The following is a 20,618-nucleotide window of genomic DNA, read 5'->3' on the forward strand; positions in this document are numbered from 1 at the left end:
ACTGACGGTTTTGCCTGCTCAGCTGCCCTCGACCACCACGCGGCGTGCCCTGCCGTGCGTCGCTCTGGGAGGCCTGTTCACGTGAACGACCATCGCAACCACCGGTATCGCGAGAGCGAGCCGGCATGGCCGAGTGGTGACGATCCGCGTTCGCGCGGTAACCGCGGAGAGGAGGCTCAGGAGCGCACCGGCTTCTGGAGTCCTCTCTGGGAGGACGACGGCGACGACGCCGCGCCCGCCCGCCCGTCCAACGGGCACTCGAACGGACGTCCCCGCCACGAGGCCGCCCCGAGCAACGGGCGCTCCGGCGGCAGTCACGCCCGCCGTGACGACGCGCCGCAGTGGCCGGGCGCCGACAGCGGCGGTGGCAACAGCGGCGGTGAGCACCGCTGGCCGGACGCCGAGCCACCCGCCCGGCCGCCCGCCCCACCCCGCCCCGCGCCGCGTTCGTCCGGGCCCGTCGCGTGGCCGAGCGCGGAATCCGGCGCGCCAGCGGGCCGCCGCCCCGGTGGCCCGCACACGCCGCCGCCCGGTGCGAACGGCTTCCCGAACGGCGCGCCCGGCCCGGCAGGCGCCCGCCCTCCCGGTGGTCCCGGGCAGGCGACCCGCGTGGTCCGTCCGCGACCCGCCGGCCCGCCACGCCCCGGCATGACCCCGCCCGGCGCTGGCCCGGACGGCCCGACCGAGCTGCTGCCGCCCGTGCACCGGGGCAGCGGCCCCGAGCCGGAGCTGCTGACGCACCGCGAACCGGACTACGACGAGGACGTCAACGACGATCCGGACCTCTACTACGACGAGGACGAGGACGGCCCGCTGAGCGACGAGGACCGCAAACGACGGCGCAAGAAGATCTGGCGCCGCGTGCGCCGCACCGGCTACGTGATGACCGCGTTCGCCATCATCACGCCGATCATCGGGTTCTTCGTCGCCTACCAGGTGGTCGAGGTGCCCGACGCGAAGGCGGTGGCGGCCGAGCAGGGCCAGGTCGTGACCCTGACCTACTCGAAGGCGTCCGGCGGCAAGCAGCTGTCGCAGATCGTGCCGCCGAACGGCAACCGCCGGATGGTGACGTACGAGGAGATCCCGGACACGGTCAAGCACGCCGTGTACGCCGCGGAGGACGCCGAGTTCGAGACGAACCCGGGCTTCGACATCGGCGGTGTGCTCCGCGCGGGCTACAACCAGGTGACCGGCGGCTCCGGCGGTGGTTCCACGATCACCCAGCAGTACATCAAGAAGGCCACGGGCAAGGAGGAGTCCGAAGGTCTCGGGGGTTACACCCGCAAGGCGGTCGAGGTCGTCAAGGCCTACAAGATGAACAACACCTACACCAAGCCGCAGATCCTCACCTCGTACCTGAACACCATCTACCTGGGCCGGGGCGCGAACGGTATCTCCGCCGCCGCGAAGGCCTGGTTCGGTGTCGACGACCTCAACAAGCTCACCGCGTCGCAGGCCGCGCTGATCGCGGGCATGATCCAGCGCCCCAGCCAGGACTCCGAGGAGCCCGAGGACGTCGCCTACCAGCAGCGCCGCTGGAAGTTCGTGATGGACCAGATGCTCGACAAGGGGTGGGTCACCGCCGAGGAGCGGAAGGCCGCGACGTTCCCCAAGCTGATTCCGAGGGACAAGGCGATGCCGAAGGCCGTCACCGGTCCTGGCGCGCACATCCAGGCGGCCGTGCTCGAGGAGGCCGAGGAGGCGGGGTACCCGCTGGAGGAGCTCCAGCAGAAGGGCTACCGGATCCAGACGACGATCGACCAGCGCGCGCAGAAGACCGCGCAGGCCGCCGTCAACGAGGTGCTGAAGGGCCAGCCGAAGAACCTGTTCCCGGGCATGGTGGTGGTCAACCCGAAGAACGGTTCCGTGCTCGCCTACTACGGCGGCAAGGCAGCGGGCTTCGACTGGGCGAAGGCGCGGCAGGAGCCGGGTTCGTCGTTCAAGCCGTTCGACCTGGTCGCGCTGCTCGAGAAGGGCAAGGGCCTCTACGAGACCTACGACGGCAGGACCGACCGGATCTTCGACGGCCGCAAGGTCCGCAACTCCGGCGGCATGTCGTGCGGCGAGAACTGCACGGTCGCCGAGGCGATGAAGAAGTCGATCAACACCGTGTTCTACGACATCGCGCTGAACGAGGTCACGACGAAGAAGGTCGCCGCCGCGGCGGCCCAGGCGGGCATCACCTCGCCGCTGGAGGGCGAGAACGGCGCCGCGCCGGACGCCAACATCTCCATCGGTGGTGGTAAGACGCGGGTCAGCACGTACGAGATGGCGTCGGCCTACGCGACGTTCGCCTCCGGCGGCATCTACCACAAGCCGCACATGATCGAGGCGATTCTCGGCCCGGACGGCAAGACGGTGTGGAAGCCGGACCAGGAGACGCTCGACGGGAAGCAGGCGTTCGACAAGGACCCGGCGAAGAACCGGCAGATCGCGCGGAACGTCACCGAGTCGCTCCTGGAGATCCCCGAGTACTCCGAGATCCCCTGCGACGACGGCCGTGCGTGCGCGGGCAAGACGGGCACGCACCAGTTCGGCGCCACCGAGGACAACGCCAAGGCCTGGATGGTGGGCTACACCCCGCAGGTCTCGGTCGCGGTGTCGCTGGCCGCCGAGGAGAAGAACAAGCAGGTGCCGCTGAAGGACGCCGACGGCAACATCATCTACGGCTCCGGTCTGCCGGGCGAGATCTGGCAGAAGTTCATGAACGACTGGCTCAAGGACGCCGAGAAGCTGACGTTCGGCCAGTTCGAGCCGATCGGCAAGCCCGAGCCGGAGCTGAACGACGACGACGACAACGGCGAGAACCGCCCGTCGGACAACCGCCCGTCGGACAACCGTCCCACCGACAACAGGCCGACCGGCGACAGGCCGCCGAACAGCAAGCCGGACGAGACGACCGAGACGACGACGCCGGAGCAGACGACGACCGACGAAACGGATCCGGAGGGACCAGGGATCCCGACAATCGGTGGCGGTGGCGGCGGTGACCGATCACCGAGCGACAACTGACGACAGAGGCCCCCGAGCGGGGCCTCTGTCCGTTTCCGGGGAGAGGTGCGCGGCCGGACGATCACCGGGCCCCGTAGCATCGCGCCCGTGCCGGGCGAGACGGAGCCAGACAAGGTGGCGGACGACACGCCGACCGGGACGGGCGACGTCAGCGACACCGCGACACTCACCCCTGCCGATCGGGTGATCCCGACGTGGACCGAACCGCTGGCACGTGCGGGCAGCGGCCCGGTCGGCGGCCCGCTCGGCGTGCACGCCGTGATCGGCAGGCACTGGTTCTGGACGCCGCTGCGCGTGGCGCTGCTGATCGCGATCATCGGCCTGGCGATCGGCTGGTTCGGCAAGGCCGCGTGCGTGCAGCAGTACTACAACGAGGACTCGAAGCAGCTGGAGCTGGACTGGCGGTCGAACCGCCCGTTCACCGCCATGTGCTACTCGGACATCATCCCGCTGTACTCGGCGGAACAGCTGGACAAGGGCGGCTTCCCGTACAAGACCAGCTGGTACGACGACGAGGGCAAGCCGACGCAGCACGAACGCTGGATGGAGTACCCGGTGCTGACCGGCCTCTTCCAGTGGGTGAACGCGAAGATGACCGACGGCTGGCTGACGATCGCGGCGGCCGGGTGGCTCCCGACCGGCCTGGCCGTGACCGTGTTCTTCGACATCTCCGCGTTCTGGCTGGCGCTGGCGTGGCTGGTGACGATCTGGGCGGTCACGCGGACGAACCGCCGACGCCCGTGGGACGCCGCGCTCATCGCCGCGTCGCCGCTGGTGATGGTGCACGCGTTCACCAACTTCGACACGCTGGCGACTGCCTGCGCCGCAACCGCGCTGCTGGCGTGGGCGCGACAACGCCCCCTCCTCGCCGGCGTGCTGCTGGGGATCGGCGGCGCCGCGAAGCTCTACCCGCTGTTCCTGCTGGGCGCGCTGCTGGTGCTCTGCATCAGAGCCGGCCGGATGCGTGCGTTCTGGACCACCACGGCGGCGGCGCTGCTGACGTGGGCGGCGGTGAACCTGCCCATCGCCCTGCTCTACCCGAGGGGGTGGTGGGAGTTCTTCCACCGCAACAGCCTCCGCGGCGCCGATCCGGACTCGCTGTACAACGTGGTCGCCCAGTTCACCGGCTGGCAGGGCTTCGACGGTCCACTCGCGTTCGGCGAGACCCCGGCAGTGCTCAACACGGTGACGGCGGTGCTGTTCCTCGCGTGCTGTGCGGGTGTCGCGTTCGTCGCGTTGCACGCCCCGACCCGCCCGCGGGTGGCGCAGCTGGCGTTCCTGATCGTGGCCGCGTTCCTGGTGACCAACAAGGTGTGGAGCCCGCAGTACTCGTTGTGGCTGGTGCCGCTCGCGGCGCTGGCGATCCCGAGATGGCGGCTGCTGCTGGGCTGGATGACGCTCGACGCGCTGGTCTGGGCCCCGAGGATGATGTTCTACCTCGGCGACGACAAGAAGGGGCTGCCCGCCGACTGGTTCCTGTCGTTCGTGGTGGTCCGGGACCTGGCGGTGCTCGGCCTGTGCGCGCTGATCATCTACGAGATCTACCGCCCGGCGAAGGACCTGGTCCGCGTCACCGGCGACGACGACCCGGCGGGCGGTGTGCTCGACGGCGCGCCGGACAAGGTGGTGCTTCGCGGCCGTCGCCGCCGCCGCGAGGAGGAAGTGCCGGTGTGAGGCGTGGCCTCCTGTCCACAGGGTCGCTGTGGACAACTCGCCGGCCTGTGGACAACTCGGCACTCACCGACCGGGAATGTCGGCCCCCACGCGTAGGCTGGCAACCGGGGGCCGGAGGCCGACCCACACCCCGTCGACGAGCGGAAGTCCTTGTGGCTCTTGGGTTTCAGGGCGTCCGGGCGACCGCCGAGCCTGGCCTCCGGCCCCCGGTCGCCACGCTACCGGCGGCCACCGACGGTTCCGGCGCGCGAGCGAGGCGCCTGTGGACAACTCAGCGGGTGCGCAGCTTCAGGCGGCCGTTCGCGGCGGTCAGCAGTTCGTCCAGCAGGCCGTCCGCCGACAGCGGCTGGAGGCGGCGGCGCATCGCGTTGAAGTACTGCTCGCCCGGCCACCACACCGTCGCCAGCACGAGTGTGCCCAGCAGTCCGGTCAGCAGGGCCCCGCGTTCCTGCCCCGCGAACGCGATGACCAGGCACGACAGCACCGGGATCTCCGTCACCGGCAGGCGGTAGACCACCGTCTTCGACAGCCAGACGTGGATCTCGTCGCGGGTGGGGCGCTGTTTGGGGGTGATCACCGGGTCGACGAACAGCATCATCACCAGGAAGCCCGCCGCGCCCAGCAGCAGCGGGATCAACGTCGCGCCCGTGATGCCCAGCGTGGCGTCCGGCAGCGCGAACAGTCCGACGACGCACAGGCCCACCGAGGACGCCACCACGGCGCCCGCCAGCACGCTCGCGTCCGTGCCTTCCGCTGCCGTCATGCGCGCATGTAAGGGCAGCACCACTCAGACTGTCAAGCGTTCCCGCCGGAACGTCTCCTTCGCGGACAGGAACGCGAAGAACAGGGCCACCAGCAGCGCCGCCCTGCCCCACACGCCGATCATCACCGCCTGCGCGGCGAAACCGTCGAGGATGTCGCCGTGCTCGCCGTAGAAGATCTCGTAGTACCAGCGGAAGATGCCGATGCCCATCGCCAGGTCCGCAACCAGGTAGGCGAGGATCCAGCCCCACCGGACACGCAGCAGCACGAACATCGGGATCAGCCACAACGTGTACTGCGGCGAGTGGACCTTGTGCAGCAGCAGGAACCCGCACAGCATCGCCGCCGACACCGGCACCCACGGGTAGGAGCCCTCGCGCTGGTACCGCGCCCAGCCGATGGCGCACGCGACGACGAACGACATGAGCATGAGCACCGGCGAGAGGACACCGATCAGCTCCTGCACCGGCACGTTCTCCGGGTTGGAGCTGGGCCGAAGGCCCCAGAACCAGATGGAGTTCGTGGTGATGTCGGCCTTGCGCAGCAGCTGGAACGTGAACGACGCACGCCAGCCCTCGAAACCGGCCACCATGAACGGCACGTTCACGGCCACCGCGGTGCCCAGGGCGGTGAACGCGACCCGCAGCGCGCCCTTCCAGTCCGGGCTCGGCCGCCCGTCGTCCTCCCTGCCGCCCCGGCCGCCGGTCAGCACGTACAGCATCAGCGGCAGCACGAAGATCGCCGGGTACACCTTGAACGCGAACCCGAGCCCCAGCAGCACGGCCGCGGCCGTCGCGCGGGTCAGCAGCGGGCGGTCGGAGCCGCGCCTGCCCCACCCCCTGTGCACCACGTAGAACGCCGCCGTCGCGCACAGGACGACCGGCAGCTCCCAGTTGTGGAACGCGTACAGCACGAGCGGTGGGCCGATCGCCCACAGCAGCGCGCGCCACCCCGACATGCGGCCGAGCAGCCACACCGTGGCCAGGCCGAACGGGGCGAGCAGCAGCGCCGAGTACAGCAGGAAGTCGGCGTCCGTGGCCGCGGGGATCGCCGACGCCCAGATGAACACGCCCGTCAGCACCGGGTACTCGACCACACCGCCGACCGGCCAGCCCTCCTCGGAGAGGCTGCCGTGGACGTACGGGAACACGTGCCGGTCGATGTCCCTGCCGATCCACAGGGTCTGGATGTCCGAGTAGCAGACGTCCTCGTAGCGGCGCATGTCGAAGTCCGGCTGGCTGCGGCCCCACTCGTCGAAGCGCGGCCCCGAGCAGCGGTCCTTGTTGACGAACCCGAGCACGAGGGTGATGCCGCACAGCACGGTCAGCAGGACCAGGCCGAGCGAGGTGAGACGGGCGCCGACGCCCGGCCGCTCGGCGGCACCGTCCCCCGCCGAGCCCACCTCCTCGGGCACGTCGTCCTCTCCTGACCTCGGCTGCGACTCTGGTGCCGCCGCACCGGCCGGCACCGTGCTCACCGGCCCATGGCCTCACGCAGGTAGGCGATGTCGTCGGCCTGCCCGTCCGCCGGGGTCTCCACCACGACGGGCGCGCCGGCCTCCTTGACCACTGCGGCGAGCTGTTCGGCTTCGATCATGCCAGTCGCGATGTTGGCGTGCCGGTCCCGCGATGACCCGAACTCGTCGCGCGAGCTGTTGAGGTGCACCAGGTCGATGCGGCCGGTGATGGCCTTGACCCGCTCGACGATGCCGACCAGGTCCTCACCGGCGGCGAACGCGTGGCAGGTGTCGAGGCAGAAGCCCGCGCCGAACTCGCCCACCTGGTCCCACAGCCGCGCCAGCATGTCGAAGCCGCGCGCCATGGCGTTGTCGCCGCCCGCGGTGTTCTCGATGAGGATCGGCAGCGGGAAGCCGCCTGCCTCGGCCTGGCGCTCGAAGAACTTGCGCCAGTTGACCAGGCCGTCGGCCGGGTCGTCCTTCTGCGTGACGTGGCCGCCGTGCACGATCAGCCCCTTCGCCCCGGTCTTCGCCGCCGACTCGGCGTACTGGGTGACCGTCTTGCGCGACGGGATGCGGATCCGGTTGTTCGTCGAGGCGATGTTCACCGGGTACGGCGAGTGCACGAACACGTCGATGCCCGCCTCGCGCAGGGCGTCGGCCTGCGGGTGGGGCGGCTGTGCCTTCCAGCTCTGCGGGTCGCCGAGGAAGAACTGCACGACGTCCGCGTTGCGCTCCCGTGCGGCGCCGAGTGGGTCGTCGCTGTGGATGTGGGCGCCGATGCTCATGGCCCGCGAGCGTAGTCGGCCATGGCGAACACCAAGAGGAGGCGTCGGCGTACACCGGCCGAGTGGTCGGTTGCGCCGGATGGTGGAACGGCATCGTTACGGTCACGGATCCACCTGGCCACCGTCACCAACCCGGGTTACGGTCGTTGAATCCGTAGGTGTTACCGACGAGTACCAGGAGGGACGGCATGCGCGGGCGCGTAAAGAGGCTTGCCGCCGCGATGGCACTCGTCCTGACGACGACACTGACGGGTCTGGTGGCGGGCAGCGGCACGGCCACGGCCGCCGACCCCATCGTCATCGGCTCCTGCGCGGCGTCGGTGGAGGGCAAGCCGGGCCAGCCCGTGTCGCTCGCCCCGGCCGCCGTGATCGACGTCGTCCTCGACGTCGTGCGCGCCGTGCCGCTGGGCGGGCCAGTGCTGGCGGGCGCGGTGCGGCCGGTCTTCGCCGCGCTGCCGCCCATCCCGATCGGCGCGGTCCCCACCGGCCAGGGCTACATCACCGGCGGCACCATCGCGAACGCCGTGACCGCCGAACTGAAGAAGATCCCGCTGCTCGGACCGGTGCTCGCGGCCGTCGTGGAGGGCGTGCAGTCCGCGCTCACGGCGGGCTGCGGCGTGACCGTCAAGGGCGTCAACGCGGCCGCGGCCCCCGTTCAGGACGGTGCCGACGCGGTCGCCGACGCGTCCGAGAGCACCACCGCGAAGGTCATCGAGAGCCTCCCGGGCCTGCCCGGTGGCGGCGGCGGTGGTGGCGCCGAGACCCCGCCGGGCTCCGGCACCGGCGGCACGGGAGGCAACGGCGGCACCGGCGGCATGCCCGCGCCGAACCAGCCGCCGCTCGGCGGGCTGCCCGGCGTCGGCCTCGACCTCTACCAGCCCGGCCTGTGGGACTTCGGCCGCTGGCCCATGGCCGACTACTCGAACATCCCGTTCGCCCGCGCCGGCCTGTGGGCACCGGCGCCCGGCGTCCGGTACGGCGGCGGCGTGCCCGGCTACTCGCCGGAGTTCGGCATCGTCGGCGACACGCCACCCGACGACGGCGTGGACGTCGCGGGCCGCGCCGAGGCGATCGACCCGCCCGCCGGTCAGCGCGTCGAGTTCCCCGTGCTGCTCGCCGTGCTCGTGCTGTCGTGCGTGACGGCCGCGCTGGTCCGCACGTGGGTCCTCCGCAAGGCGCCGCGACCCGCCCTGTAGCCTGTTGGGCGCAAGACCCCTCCTGCCACGGAAAGTCCGTGGCCGCCGAGTCCACAGGAGGTGAGTGGTCTTCATGCGTCATTACGAGGTCATGGTCATCCTCGATCCCACTCTGGACGAGCGGACCGTGCAGCCGACCCTCGAGAACTTCCTCAACGTGATCCGCACTTCCGGCGGGAACGTGGAGAAGGTCGAGGTGTGGGGCAAGCGCCGCCTCTCGTTCGAGATCAAGAAGCACACCGAGGGCATCTACGCCGTGCTCGACGTGAACTCCGACCCCGACGCGGTCAAGGAGCTCGACCGCCAGCTGGGCCTCCAGGAGTCGGTGCTGCGGACCAAGGTCCTGCGGCGCGACGCCGCGAAGGCCTGAAACCGGAGGTACCAAGATGGCCGGCGACACGATCATCACCGTCATTGGCAACCTCACCGCGGACCCCGAGCTGCGCTTCACGCAGTCCGGCGCGGCGGTCGCCAACTTCACGGTGGCGTCGACACCGCGCACCCTCGACCGGGCGACCGGCGAGTGGAAGGACGGGGAAGCCCTCTTCCTGCGGTGCAACATCTGGCGGCAGGCCGCGGAGAACGTGGCGGAGTCACTCACGCGTGGCGCCCGCGTCATCGTCAGCGGCCGGCTCAAGCAGCGGTCCTTCGAGACCCGTGAGGGCGAGAAGCGCACCGTCGTCGAACTCGAGGTCGACGAGATCGGTCCGTCGCTGCGGTACGCCACCGCGAAGGTCAACAAGGTCGCCCGTGGTGGCGGCGGCGGTGGTGGCGCGGGCGGTGGCGGCGGCTACGGCGGTGGCGCCCCGGCCGACGACCCGTGGGGTTCGGCCCCGCCCGCCGGTTCCGGTGGCGGGTTCTCCGACGAGCCGCCGTTCTGACCCTCAGCTTCTTTCGATAGACCAGACTCAGGAGTAACACCGTGGCCAAGCCACCCATCCGCAAGCCGAAGAAGAAGGTTTGCGTGTTCTGCAAGGCGGACAAGAAGGCCAAGGCCAACTTGGACCAGATCGACTACAAGGACACCACGCTGCTGCGGAAGTACATCTCCGACCGCGGCAAGATCCGTGCCCGCCGGGTGACCGGCAACTGCAGCCAGCACCAGCGCGACGTCGCCATCGCGGTGAAGAACGCGCGGGAGATGGCACTGCTGCCCTACACCTCGACCGCGCGCTGATCCGGGGGAGTCACGATGAAGCTCATCCTCACCGCTGACGTGGCCGGCCTCGGTGGCCCCGGCGACATCGTCGAGGTCAAGGACGGTTACGGCCGCAACTACCTGCTGCCGCGTTCGCTCGCGATCGTCGCCTCCAAGGGCGCCGAGAAGCAGGTGCAGACCATCCGCCGTGCGCAGCAGGCCAGGGCCATCCGCGGCCTCGACCACGCGCAGGAGGTCAAGGCCGCGATCGAGAAGGTCGCGCCGGTGCAGCTGAAGGCCAAGGCGGCCGCCGGTTCCGGCAAGCTGTTCGGTTCGGTCACCACGGCCGACGTCGTCTCGGCGATCAAGGCCGCCGGTGGCCCGGTGCTCGACAAGCGTTCGGTCGAGCTGCCCGGTCACATCAAGACCGTCGGCAAGCACTCGGTCAACGTGCGCCTGCACCCCGAGGTCAACGTCGCGCTCAAGCTCGAGGTCACGGCCTCCTGAGCGAACATCGCTGTCGGGCCCCTTCGAGAAGCACGACGGAGAGTAATCGCCATCGCGTCAGCCCCGTGTCGGGTTCCCCGAACTCGGCCGGGGCTGACGGGTGTCGTGGACCCGTCGGAGGACGACACGCCGAAGGCGCGGCACGCGGCGACACGCCGGTCGGCGCCGGGCGAGTTTTTCCACAGCCTGTACACAGCCCCTGAGCTGGGGTTTCTTTGGCGACCGCGCGAGCTGTCCCCAGGTTATCCCCAGGCTCGGGGGACCACCTGTGACTGGTTGCCGCGAGGCATCCACACACTGTCCACAAGGTTGTTTTGCCAGGTCCGGACGGGGACGCCTACGGTCCTCTTGGCCGCTCGCTCCGTGTGCGCCCAGCCGCTGAATGCTAATGTGGGATGTCGAACAGGTGTTCGACGGTCGAGGGGGTGTCTCGGTGGCTCTGACCGATGACCGCGCGGCCGCATCGGGGGCGGAGGGCGGCAACGGGTTCGATCGGCAGCCGCCACAGGACCTCACGGCGGAACAGAGCGTGCTCGGCGGCATGATGCTGTCCAAGGACGCCATCGCCGACGTCGTCGAGGTGCTGCGCCCCGGCGACTTCTACCGGCCCGCGCACCAGCTCGTGTACGACTGCGTCCTCGACCTGTACAGCCGCGGCGAGCCCGCCGACGCCGTGACCGTGGCCGCCGAACTGGAGCGCCGCGGCGAGATCAGGCGCGTCGGCGGCGCCCCGTACCTGCACACGCTGATCGCGACCGTACCGACGGCCGCGAACGCCAGCTTCTACGCGGAGATCGTCGCTGAGAAGGCGACGCTGCGCAGGCTCGTCGAGGCGGGCACCCGGATCGTGCAGCTCGGCTACGCGGGCGCCGAGGGCGCGGACCTCAACGAGATCGTGGACCGTGCGCAGGCGTCGATCTACGAGGTCACCGAGCGCCGCACCACCGAGGACTACGTGGCGCTGGAGGAGCTCCTCCAGCCGACCATGGACGAGATCGACGCGATCGCCTCCCGCGGCGGCACCTCGCTGGGCGTCCCGACCGGCTTCGCCGACCTGGAGGCCGTCACCAACGGCCTGCACCCCGGCCAGATGATCATCGTCGCGGCGCGACCCGGTATCGGCAAGGCGCTGGCCCTGGACACACCGCTGGCGACGCCCAGCGGCTGGACGACCATGGGCGCCGTCAAGGTCGGTGACCACCTGATGGGGGCGGACGGCCGCCCGACCAGGGTCGTCGCCGCCACCGAGGTGATGGTGGGCCGTCCTTGCTACGAGGTCGAGTTCTCGGACGGCACGGTCATCGTCGCCGACGCCCAGCACCAGTGGCTGACCGAGACTCCCGCGTCACGAGGCGTGCGGACCACCGAGGAGATCGCCGCTGATCGCGGCCTGCCCCACACCGTCGCCAACGCCCAGCCGCTGGACCTGGCGGAGCGCGAACTACCTCTGCCGCCGTACACCACGGGCGTGTGGCTCGGCAGCGGTCACGCGGCCGGTGCCCGGCTCACCGTCACCGATCCGGAGATCACCTGGCACGTCGAGGACGAAGGGCAGGCCGTCGGCGACATCGGTGCGCTCGACCACCGACGGATCCCCGCCTGCTACCTCCGGGCGGGCGAGACGCAGCGGCGGGCGCTGCTCGCCGGGATGCTCGACACCGACGGCACGGTCGACACGACGGGTGCCGTCCAGTTGTCGGTCACCGACGAGCGCCTGGCGGAAGACATCCGCGAGCTGGTCGTCAGCCTCGGCTACGAGTGCGCGACCACCGGGCCCGGGCCGCACCTGATCACGTTCGGCACCGACGACGAGGTGTTCCGGCTGGAGCGGAAGCGGCTCCTGCACAAGGAGCGGAACCGCGGCGGGAACCCGGCACGTACCGGCTTCCGGTACATCGTCGACGTGCGTCCGGTGCCGAGCACGCCCGTGCGGTGCGTCGAAGTCGACAACGACGACCACCTCTACCTGGCGGGCAGGGCGATGGTGCCGACGCACAACTCGACCCTGGGACTCGACTTCGCCAGGTCGTGCTCGGTGACCCACGGCATGACCAGCGTCATCTTCTCGCTGGAGATGAGCCGTACCGAGATCGTCATGCGCATGTTGTCGGCCGAGGCGAAGATCCGGCTGCAGGACATGCGCGGTGGCCGCATGACCGACGACGACTGGACGCGGCTCGCGCGGCGGATGAGCGAGATCAGCGAGGCGCCGCTGTTCATCGACGACTCGCCGAACATGACGATGATGGAGATCCGGGCGAAGGCGCGGCGGCTCAAGCAGCGGCACGACCTCAAGCTGGTGGTCGTGGACTACATGCAGCTGATGACGTCCGGCAAGCGCGTCGAGTCCCGGCAGCAGGAGGTCTCGGAGTTCTCCCGTCAGCTCAAGCTGCTGGCGAAGGAGCTCGAGGTGCCGGTGGTCGCGATCAGCCAGCTGAACCGCGGTCCGGAACAACGCACCGACAAGCGACCGATGCTGTCCGATCTGCGCGAATCGGGTTGCCTGACCAGTCGCACGCGAGTGCTTCGAGCCGACAGCGGCACCGAGGTCACGTTCGGCGAACTGCTCGAGTCCGGCGAACTTCCCGTCGTGTGGTCACTGGACGAGCGGCTCAGGATGGTCGCCCGGCCGATGACGAAGGTGTTCCCGAGCGGCGTTAAGGAAGTCTTCCGCCTGCGTATGACGTCCGGCCGCGAGGTGGAAGCCACCGCCAACCATCCCTTCCTCACCATCGACGGATGGGTGCCGCTCGGCGATCTGGTGGTCGGCGACCGGTTGGCCTCGCCACGCCAGGTTCCGCAGCCGGTCGACGCGAAGTCGATGCCGGACGCCGAACTGGTGCTCCTGGCACATCTGATCGGTGATGGCTCGTTCGTCAGGAGGCAGCCGATCCGGTACGCCAGCACCGACGAGGAGAACCTCCGCGCGGTGACCGAGGCCGCGGAACACTTCGGCATCACGGCCGTGCGTGACGATCATCCGCAGGCCAGGTGCACCTCGTTGCGACTGCCCGCCCCGTACCGGCTCACCCACGGCAGGCGGAACCCCATCGCCGCCTGGCTGGACGAGCACGGTCTGTTCGGCCTGCGCAGCCACGAGAAGTTCATCCCGGAACGCGTGTTCGGTGCCCCCACCGAGCAGGTCTCCCTGTTCGTCCGGCACCTCTGGGCGACGGACGGCTCGGTCCGGTGGGACGAGAAGGCGCGGCAGGCACGGATCTACTACGCGTCGACGAGCAGGCCGCTGGTGGACGGGCTCGCGCAACTGTTGCTCAGGGTGGGCGTGCTGAGCCGGATCAAGCGGGTCCGGAAGCCCGGCTACCGCGACAGCTGGCATCTCCACATCTACGGCGCGGAGAACCAGTCGCGGTTCCTGAAGGACGTCGGCGTGCACGGCGCACGAGGTGTCGCCGCGCGTGCCGTCACTGAACAGCTGCACGACGTGCTCGGGAACACGAACGTCGACACGATCCCGGGCGAGGTGTGGACGCGGGTGCGCTCGACACTCGCCACGAAGCACATCACGCATCGTGACTTCGCGGCCGCCATGGGCTCCCGGTTCTGTGGCTCGACGATGTGGAAGCACTCGCCGAGCCGTTCACGGGTGGCGCGGGTCGCCGCGATACTCGAGGACGCCGAACTCGAGATGCTCGCCACGAACGACGTGTTCTGGGACGAGATCGCGGAGATCACCTCCCTCGGCGACCAACCCGTGTACGACGCCACGGTGCCGGGCACACACAACTTCGTCGCGAACGGCGTCCACGTCCACAACTCGCTCGAGCAGGACGCGGACATGGTCATCCTGATCAACCGCCCGGACGCCTTCGAACGCGACGACCCCCGTGCCGGCGAGGCGGACCTCATCCTGGCCAAGCACCGAGCAGGCCCGACCGCGACGATCACCGTGGCCCACCAGCTGCACTACAGCCGCTTCGCCGACCTGGCCCAGTCGTGAGCACCGATCACGGCCTGGTCAGCGAGTCCTGCAGCTGTCTCTTGGCCATCCGATAGCTCTGGTGGAAGGTGCTCTGCCGCCAGTGCTCCGGCGACCGGGCGAACTCGGTCACCTTGGGGAACAGGGTGGCGCTCAGCGCCGGTGGCTCGGGTAGGACGTCCACCGCTCCCTCGACGAACCGCCTGCGTGCGCGTTCCTCCCGCAGAGCGGCCTCGGCGAGGACCGGGTAGTTCTCCCGGTACTCGTCCGTCAGGTCGCTCATGTAGTCCAGCATTGCCTGCACACGGCCGTCGATCTCGGTGCCGACGAGGTAGCGCTCGCGCTGAACCAGGTGCAGCGCCGAGCGTGCCTCGGCGAGTCGCGGGATCTGCTCGATGAAGGTCGCGGCCGTAGTGCTCGCGGCGAGGAAGAACCTCGCCTGTTGTGCCTGTTCGTAACCGGCCTTCAGGTTTCGCAGCGCTCCGGTCAGAACGACCTTTCGATCCTCGGCAGCCGCCCGGTTCGTGGCCCGCTGTGCCAGCACGGCCGACAGCACTCCGGTGATGAGCACGGCGACGATCAGGTTCATCGCCGTCTTGGCGCCCTCCAGAGCCAGGTCCGCCGAGGGGTCGGCGAGGGTGAGGAGCACGACCAGGGCGACGACGAGAACGGCGACAAGGCCGCCCAGTACGGCCATCTGTTTGCCCATTCGATTGAGCATGTCAGTGCGACGTCACCGCTGGGCTTCGGCTCAGGACCGGCTTGGAGTAGGGCGTCAGGCCGACATACCGTGTGAGGCATGGCTGATCGGCGTGCCTCGCTCGGGCGGGTGCAGGCGTACCTCGGGCGGTGCAGTGCCGCGGAGGCGTTGGCCAATCGGGACGCGTTCGGGGGTGTGACCCTGCAGGGGGTGCACGGGCTCAAGATCGCGCGGGTGCTGGACCGGGCCGGGGAGTTGACGGGGGTCGACCTCGACCCGGCGGCGTATCTCGCGCGGGGGAAGCCCGCCACGCCGGTGGTGCGGGGGCAGCTGGGGTTCGATCTCGACCTTCCCGTGTTCGACTGGATCGAGGTGCAGGCCGAGCTGGGGTTGCCGGTCATCCGTACGGCCGGGCCGCGGTTGCGGGTCGGGCAGGTGGACGCGCTCAAGGCGGAGCTGGACCGCGACTACCCCGTCCCCGTGTCCGTGACGCTCGTGCTCGACGGCGGTTGGCTCGGGTCCCGGCACAGCGGGGTGCTCGCCGAGCAGCTGCGTGCCGCGGACCGGGACGTTTCGCTCGTGCTGGGGGCACCGTTCGACCCCGTCGACTCCTCGTACAAGGTGCAGGGGCTGCGGCGGCTGTTGCGGTGGAGCAACCGGACCGGGCGGCGGCTCGAGCTGCTGCGCACCGGGCCGATCGGGATTCCGGCGGTCGCCGCCGGGGCGAAGGTCGCCGCCATCGGGCTTTCCTCGTCGACCCGGCACCTCGGTGGGCCGGTGGCCCGGCGGGCGGACGGGACGCGGCCCAAGCGGAGTCCTCAGGTGTTCGTGCCCCGGCTTCTGCACTGGCAGCGCGGAGTCGATCTCAAGGGCACCGAGGTCACGCACTGCGCGTGTGCCGCCTGTGCCCGCGCCGGGTCCGGGTTGCAGCGGTTCGACGTCGCGTTCGACAGCTCCGTGCCCGCCGGGGTGCGGAACGCCGCCCGGGAGCACGACCTGCACGCGCTCGCGGCCGTCGTGCGGGGAGTGGGGGCCGCGCCGGATCCCCGTGAGGAGCTTGCCCGGTTGCGGCAGGACGCCCAGGACCTCGCCGAGACCGTCGGGGTGACCGTGCCGAAGTGGCTCGGTGGCTGGGACTAGCCATCTGGGAACGAGATCACCGGTACGGGTGGTGTCGTGGTCCTTGCACTGTCCACCCTGGACGGGGAAGAGTGCGCGCCATGAGCATGGCTCACCTGGCGTCGCCGGCCGGCGAGGTGTGGGACGAGCTGGCTGTCGGGATGCTGTTGTGTGACGGGCGCGGTCGGGTGCGTGCCGTCACCGGGTGTGCCGCGCGGCTGCTCGGGCTCACCGACGACGAGGTCTCGCGGCCGTCCGGGTGGGGGCTCGCCGACGACCTCGGAGTGCCGCTGCCAGACCTGCCGGTCATCGCGGCGCAGGTGTTGCGCGCTGGGACCGCGGCGACGCTGCCGGTCGTGGCCGGGCGGCGGCGGTTGTGGCTTGAGGTGTACCCCGTGGCGACCGTCGCGCTCGCCGTTCTCCGGCCGGTGCACAACGACGTGTTGCGGGACAAGGGTTTGTTCGACCCGGTGACCGGGCTGCCGAACCGGGTGCTGCTGTTCGACCGGCTCGACCAGGCGTTGCGGCGGGCGCGGGTGCGCGGCACGACGGTCACGTTGGTGCTGGTGGCGCTGCCCGACGAACGACGGCTGCACGAGACCGGCGCGCTGCTGGTGACCGGTCTGGACGCCGACCACACCGTGGCCCGCTACGGCGTCGGCACGGTCGCGGTGGTGGCCGACGGGGACGTCGACATCGCGCGGCGGGTCGCCGGGCTGGTGACCCGGCCGGTGCGGGTCGGCTGGGCGACAAGCGACGGCACGCACTCCGTGCACGACGTGGTGAGCAGGGCGGAAGCCGCGGTCCTGGCATAGGAGAAGGGCCCGGGAGCGCCGGCTCCCGGGCCCTTCTCGGCTACCCGATCAGGCGATCGGGTGGGTGGTGAAGAGGTTCGCCAGCGCGGCGCGGGTCGAGTCGAGCGACGACCCGCCCAGCTCCGGCGTCTGGACGTCGGACACGGCCGGGACCGGCAGGTGGCCGACCGACGGCGCCTGAACGACCGGCGCGGAGGAGATGTCCTCCAGGCCCGGGGCCGGGATGACCGGCATGACCGTGGTGATGTCGGTCAGCTCGTCCGTCGCGGGGATCGCGGGGATGAGCGTCGTGACGTCCGTCAGGTCCGAGGGCACGTCGGAACGGGCACCGCGGGAACGGTCGAAGGTGTCCAGGGTGACCGTGGGCAGCGGCTCGTAGACGTCACCGGACACCGGCAGCGCCGGGGTCTGCGGCATGACGTCGGGTGCGGGCAGCGTCACGGGGACGTCGCCGCGCGCGGGCAGGATCTGCGGGGCGGGCGCCACCAGGTTCGCCACGTCGGTGACGTGGTCCTGGCCGAGCAGCCAGGTCATGCCGTGCGCGAACCTGCCCAGCACGCCGGTGAACACGCCGCGGAAGTCGTCCTCGGGCGCGGACCGCTGCGGCGCGAACGTCGGCAGCTCGGTCGGCGACATGCCACCGCTGACCGGCAGGTGCAGCTGCGGCTCAGCGTCGCCGACCTGCAGGTCGCTGTTGTTCACGGCCTCGGTCATCGCCTGGGCGAGCACCTCGACCGGAACGTCGTACACGGGTGCGTTGACGCCGATGGGCAGCGTGCCGTCGATGCCGGACAGCGAGCCGAGCCTCCCGCTCGTGGTGGACGTGCCACCGGCCAGGCCCTGCGTCGCGGACAGCCCCTGGGCGTAGGACCTGCCCGACAACACGGCCAACGCGTCGCCGAACGGCTGCACGGCCGCGGCCGTGGGCACGTCGAGCAGGTTACCCGACAGGTAGCCCCTGTCTCCGGTGGTGTCGATGTCGCCGCCGGACTCGGCCTCGGTCGCGTTCGTCGCCGACGAGGAGTTGATCCCGCCGGCCGCCGACGCGACGGCGGCGAAGCTCTGCGCGATCGGCAGAGCCTGCGGCGACGCCACGTTGCCCGAGAGCAGGCCGCTGTGACCGCTGGTCTCGGTGTCGCCACCGGCCTTGGTCTCCGTCTCCGACGCGGCGAGCGAGTGGTTGAGACCCAGCACGGCGGCGGACTCGCCGAAGGCCTGGACCGCACCCGCGACCGGCGCGGTCACGACGTTGCCTGCGCCGGCACCGTGGGTGCCGTCGCTCGTCGCGTCGCCGCCGGCCCGCATGTCGGTTTCGTTGAGCGCGGCCTGCGTGCCCTTGGCGAGCCCGCTGGCGCCGGTCCCGAACACCTGGAACGGCACGGAAACCGGGACCTGCCCGATGTTGCCGGACCCGAGACCGGCGGTGCCGGTCGCGTTGCTGTCGCCACCGGCGGTCACCTCGTTGTCGGCGGTCGCCGCGGCGTCGGTGAACGCCACCGCGCCCGCGCTGTTGCCGAAGGCCTGCGCGGCCGTCGCGACCGGGGTGTGCACCAGGTTGGAGGCGACGACGCCGTAGTCGTCGTCGGTGTTGTTGCCGCCTCCGGAGGACACGGTCTTGGTCTCCGCGCCCACCGCTTCGGCGGCACCGAGGCCCGCCGCGCTGTTGCCGTACAGCTCGGTGGGCGAGCTCACCGGGGAGGTGACCATGTTGCCGCCGACCAGGGAGTCGTCGCCGGTGGTGCCGGTGTGGCCACCGGCCTCCGCGGCCGCGTCGTTCGTGACGGCCGACTCGGCGGCGCCCGCGGCGGCCACCGAGTTCGCGAACACGTCGACCGTGCCGGCCACCGGCGCGTTGGCGGTGCTGCCGGACACGACGCTGTCGTGGCCGCGGGTGTAGGAGTCGCCGCCCGCGGTCGAGTCGACGGTGTTGGCGGCGACCGCCTCCGTGTCGCCGACACCGGCGGCCGCGTTGCCGAAGCCCTGGACGGGCAGCGCGACCGGGAGGGCCGCGATGGCGCCGGAGGCGACGGCGCCATGACCGGTGGTGCGGCTGGTGCCGCCCGCCTCGGTGGTGGTGGCGGTTTGACAGGCCGCGGTGGCCTCGCCGCCGGCCCCGCCCGCGTTGCCGCACAGCATGGCCGGGCCGGACGCCGCCGGCTGCACGATGTTGCCGGCCGCCAGGGCCGGGTCACCGTTCGTCTGGACGTACGTCGGGACGCCGTACATGCCGGTGCGGGTGGCGCCCGCGGAGGCGTCGGCGGTCGAGTGGGCCCACGCGTCGGCGTCGCCGAGACCCATGATCGCGTTGCCGTTGACCCGCGCGGGCACGGCCACCGGGACCGGCACTGCGTTGCCGCCGCCGATGCTGTCCGCGCCGGTGGTGCGGATGGACCCGCCCGCGTCGGCGGAGGTCGAGGCCTCCGAGCCGGCGTCGGCCCAGCCGCCGCCCGCGACCGCGTTGCCGTCGACCTGGACCGGTGTCGCGAACTGCGGCGCGATCACGTTGCCGCCGAGGAAGCTGTGCGACCCGTCGGCGTCGATGTCGCCCGTGGCCCAGGCTTCCTGCGTGGTGGTGCCCTCGGCGGACGACCTGCCGACCGCCGCGACCGCGTTGTTGGTGACCTGCACGGGCAGCGCCCAGTCCAGGTCGACCACGTTGCCACCGACGAAGCGTCCGGACCCGTTGGCCTCGACGTCGTGGTTCCAGCCGTAGCCGTGGTGCGATTCGTTGGTCGTCTCGGCCCTGCCGAGCACCGCGACCGCGTTGCCGGAGACGTCGACCGGCACGACCATGTCGAGGTTCGCCTGGTTGCCCTGGGCCGGGGTCCCGCCCATCCTGTCGACGTCGGGGACGCTGACCTTGTCCAGCGACGAGACGGGGGGCAGCTTGTCGCCCACGACGGGCAGCGACTCCAGCTTGCCGGTGACCGGCTTTGCCTTCTCCACGACCGGGGCGGCGAAGTCACGGCCGTCGCGCGGCAGCGGGGCAACGGCGTCCTGGGCCTTGTTGACAACAGGCGCGGCGGTCTCGGCCGCCTTGGCGACGATCGGGTCCGTACCGGACGCGACCCGGTCGGCAGGGATGGCGTCGGTGATGTCGGAACCGCGGAACGTGATGTCCCGGTGGACCGCGGGCACGGCCTTCTGACCGAACGGCGTGCCGAGCACGTTGTTGTCCATGTGGACGGGGACGGTGACCGACCCGTCAAGCGGCGACGCCGGCTTGTCCGGGTTCACGTCCTCGTCGGCAGAAGCGATGCCGGTACCCAGCATCAGCAAACCACCGGTGACTAGCGCGGTCTGGAGACCTCGCTTCGCCCAGGTTTGCATCGTCGGATGCTCCTTTCGTTTTCCCTTGGGGGTTTTGGCGGGTGGCCGCGGACGCGCAGGGGGCATGCGCGTCGGGGCATTCGGCCACCCGGGTCTGGGGGTGGGCGCGGGAACGAAGCGCGCGGGGGAAAGGCGCGCGGCACCGCGGCACGGTGCGGCTCAGCGGTCAACGCTGATGGCGCGC

15 protein-coding genes are annotated in these 20,618 nt (G+C 70.8%); 10 read left to right on the plus strand and 5 right to left on the minus strand.

Features of this window, described 5'->3' with window-relative positions:
- Positions 1-81 precede the first annotated feature (81 nt).
- Complete coding sequence (locus ACIBVP_RS25750) at positions 82-3,012, plus strand: transglycosylase domain-containing protein (RefSeq protein ID WP_396108870.1); 2,931 nt, start codon at positions 82-84, stop codon at positions 3,010-3,012.
- Positions 3,013-3,126: 114 nt separating this feature from the next.
- Complete coding sequence (locus ACIBVP_RS25755) at positions 3,127-4,686, plus strand: glycosyltransferase family 87 protein (RefSeq protein ID WP_396108972.1); 1,560 nt, start codon at positions 3,127-3,129, stop codon at positions 4,684-4,686.
- 271 nt (positions 4,687-4,957) lie between these two features.
- Here ACIBVP_RS25755 and ACIBVP_RS25760 read toward each other — a convergent pair whose 3' ends face one another.
- The 3 genes from ACIBVP_RS25760 to ACIBVP_RS25770 are packed head-to-tail and all read right to left on the minus strand — an operon-like array spanning position 4,958 to position 7,692.
- Entirely contained in the window at positions 4,958-5,449 is a 492-nt protein-coding gene (locus ACIBVP_RS25760; protein ID WP_396108871.1) for a hypothetical protein, read from the minus strand.
- A gap of 24 nt (positions 5,450-5,473) precedes the next feature.
- The gene (locus ACIBVP_RS25765; protein WP_396108872.1) at positions 5,474-6,925 is read right to left on the minus strand and encodes a glycosyltransferase family 87 protein; all 1,452 of its coding nucleotides are present in this window, start codon (positions 6,923-6,925) and stop codon (positions 5,474-5,476) included.
- Entirely contained in the window at positions 6,922-7,692 is a 771-nt protein-coding gene (locus ACIBVP_RS25770) for a deoxyribonuclease IV (RefSeq protein ID WP_396108874.1), read from the minus strand. Before ACIBVP_RS25770 ends, ACIBVP_RS25765 begins: the two co-directional genes overlap by 4 nt.
- A gap of 188 nt (positions 7,693-7,880) precedes the next feature.
- On the opposite strand from ACIBVP_RS25770, the gene ACIBVP_RS25775 reads away from it, so the two are divergent.
- The 6 genes from ACIBVP_RS25775 (at position 7,881) to ACIBVP_RS25800 (ending at position 14,491) form a co-directional block, all read left to right on the plus strand.
- Positions 7,881-8,888: a hypothetical protein gene (locus ACIBVP_RS25775; protein WP_396108876.1), complete on the plus strand. Its 1,008-nt coding sequence runs from the start codon at positions 7,881-7,883 to the stop codon at positions 8,886-8,888.
- 73 nt (positions 8,889-8,961) lie between these two features.
- Positions 8,962-9,258, plus strand: coding sequence for a 30S ribosomal protein S6 (gene rpsF / locus ACIBVP_RS25780; protein ID WP_396108877.1), 297 nt, complete (start codon positions 8,962-8,964; stop codon positions 9,256-9,258).
- A 16-nt stretch (positions 9,259-9,274) separates the two neighbouring features.
- A complete protein-coding gene (locus ACIBVP_RS25785) occupies positions 9,275-9,769 on the plus strand; it encodes a single-stranded DNA-binding protein (RefSeq protein WP_396108878.1) in 495 nt (164 codons plus the stop codon).
- 41 nt (positions 9,770-9,810) lie between these two features.
- Positions 9,811-10,065, plus strand: a complete 255-nt coding sequence (rpsR, locus tag ACIBVP_RS25790) for a 30S ribosomal protein S18 (RefSeq protein WP_396108879.1) — start codon at positions 9,811-9,813, stop codon at positions 10,063-10,065.
- A 15-nt stretch (positions 10,066-10,080) separates the two neighbouring features.
- Complete coding sequence (gene rplI / locus ACIBVP_RS25795; RefSeq protein WP_396108880.1) at positions 10,081-10,533, plus strand: 50S ribosomal protein L9; 453 nt, start codon at positions 10,081-10,083, stop codon at positions 10,531-10,533.
- 388 nt (positions 10,534-10,921) lie between these two features.
- On the plus strand, positions 10,922-14,491 hold the full coding sequence (locus ACIBVP_RS25800; protein ID WP_396108881.1) for a replicative DNA helicase: 3,570 nt from the start codon (positions 10,922-10,924) through the stop codon (positions 14,489-14,491).
- Between the two features lie 7 nt (positions 14,492-14,498).
- On the opposite strand, the gene ACIBVP_RS25805 is transcribed toward ACIBVP_RS25800, so the two are convergent.
- The gene (locus tag ACIBVP_RS25805) at positions 14,499-15,179 is read right to left on the minus strand and encodes a hypothetical protein (protein ID WP_396108883.1); all 681 of its coding nucleotides are present in this window, start codon (positions 15,177-15,179) and stop codon (positions 14,499-14,501) included.
- A 90-nt stretch (positions 15,180-15,269) separates the two neighbouring features.
- Between ACIBVP_RS25805 and ACIBVP_RS25810 the strand changes: the two genes are divergently transcribed.
- Positions 15,270-16,310 (plus strand): hypothetical protein, encoded by a 1,041-nt coding sequence (locus ACIBVP_RS25810; RefSeq protein WP_396108884.1) that lies wholly within the window; start codon positions 15,270-15,272, stop codon positions 16,308-16,310.
- Positions 16,311-16,390: 80 nt separating this feature from the next.
- Positions 16,391-17,104 (plus strand): GGDEF domain-containing protein, encoded by a 714-nt coding sequence (locus tag ACIBVP_RS25815; protein ID WP_396108885.1) that lies wholly within the window; start codon positions 16,391-16,393, stop codon positions 17,102-17,104.
- Between the two features lie 48 nt (positions 17,105-17,152).
- On the opposite strand, the gene ACIBVP_RS25820 is transcribed toward ACIBVP_RS25815, so the two are convergent.
- Entirely contained in the window at positions 17,153-20,434 is a 3,282-nt protein-coding gene (locus ACIBVP_RS25820; protein WP_396108886.1) for a beta strand repeat-containing protein, read from the minus strand.
- Positions 20,435-20,618: the final 184 nt, after the last annotated feature.

Source organism: Actinophytocola sp. NPDC049390 (genome assembly GCF_044466355.1).
GTDB lineage: Bacteria > Actinomycetota > Actinomycetes > Mycobacteriales > Pseudonocardiaceae > Actinophytocola.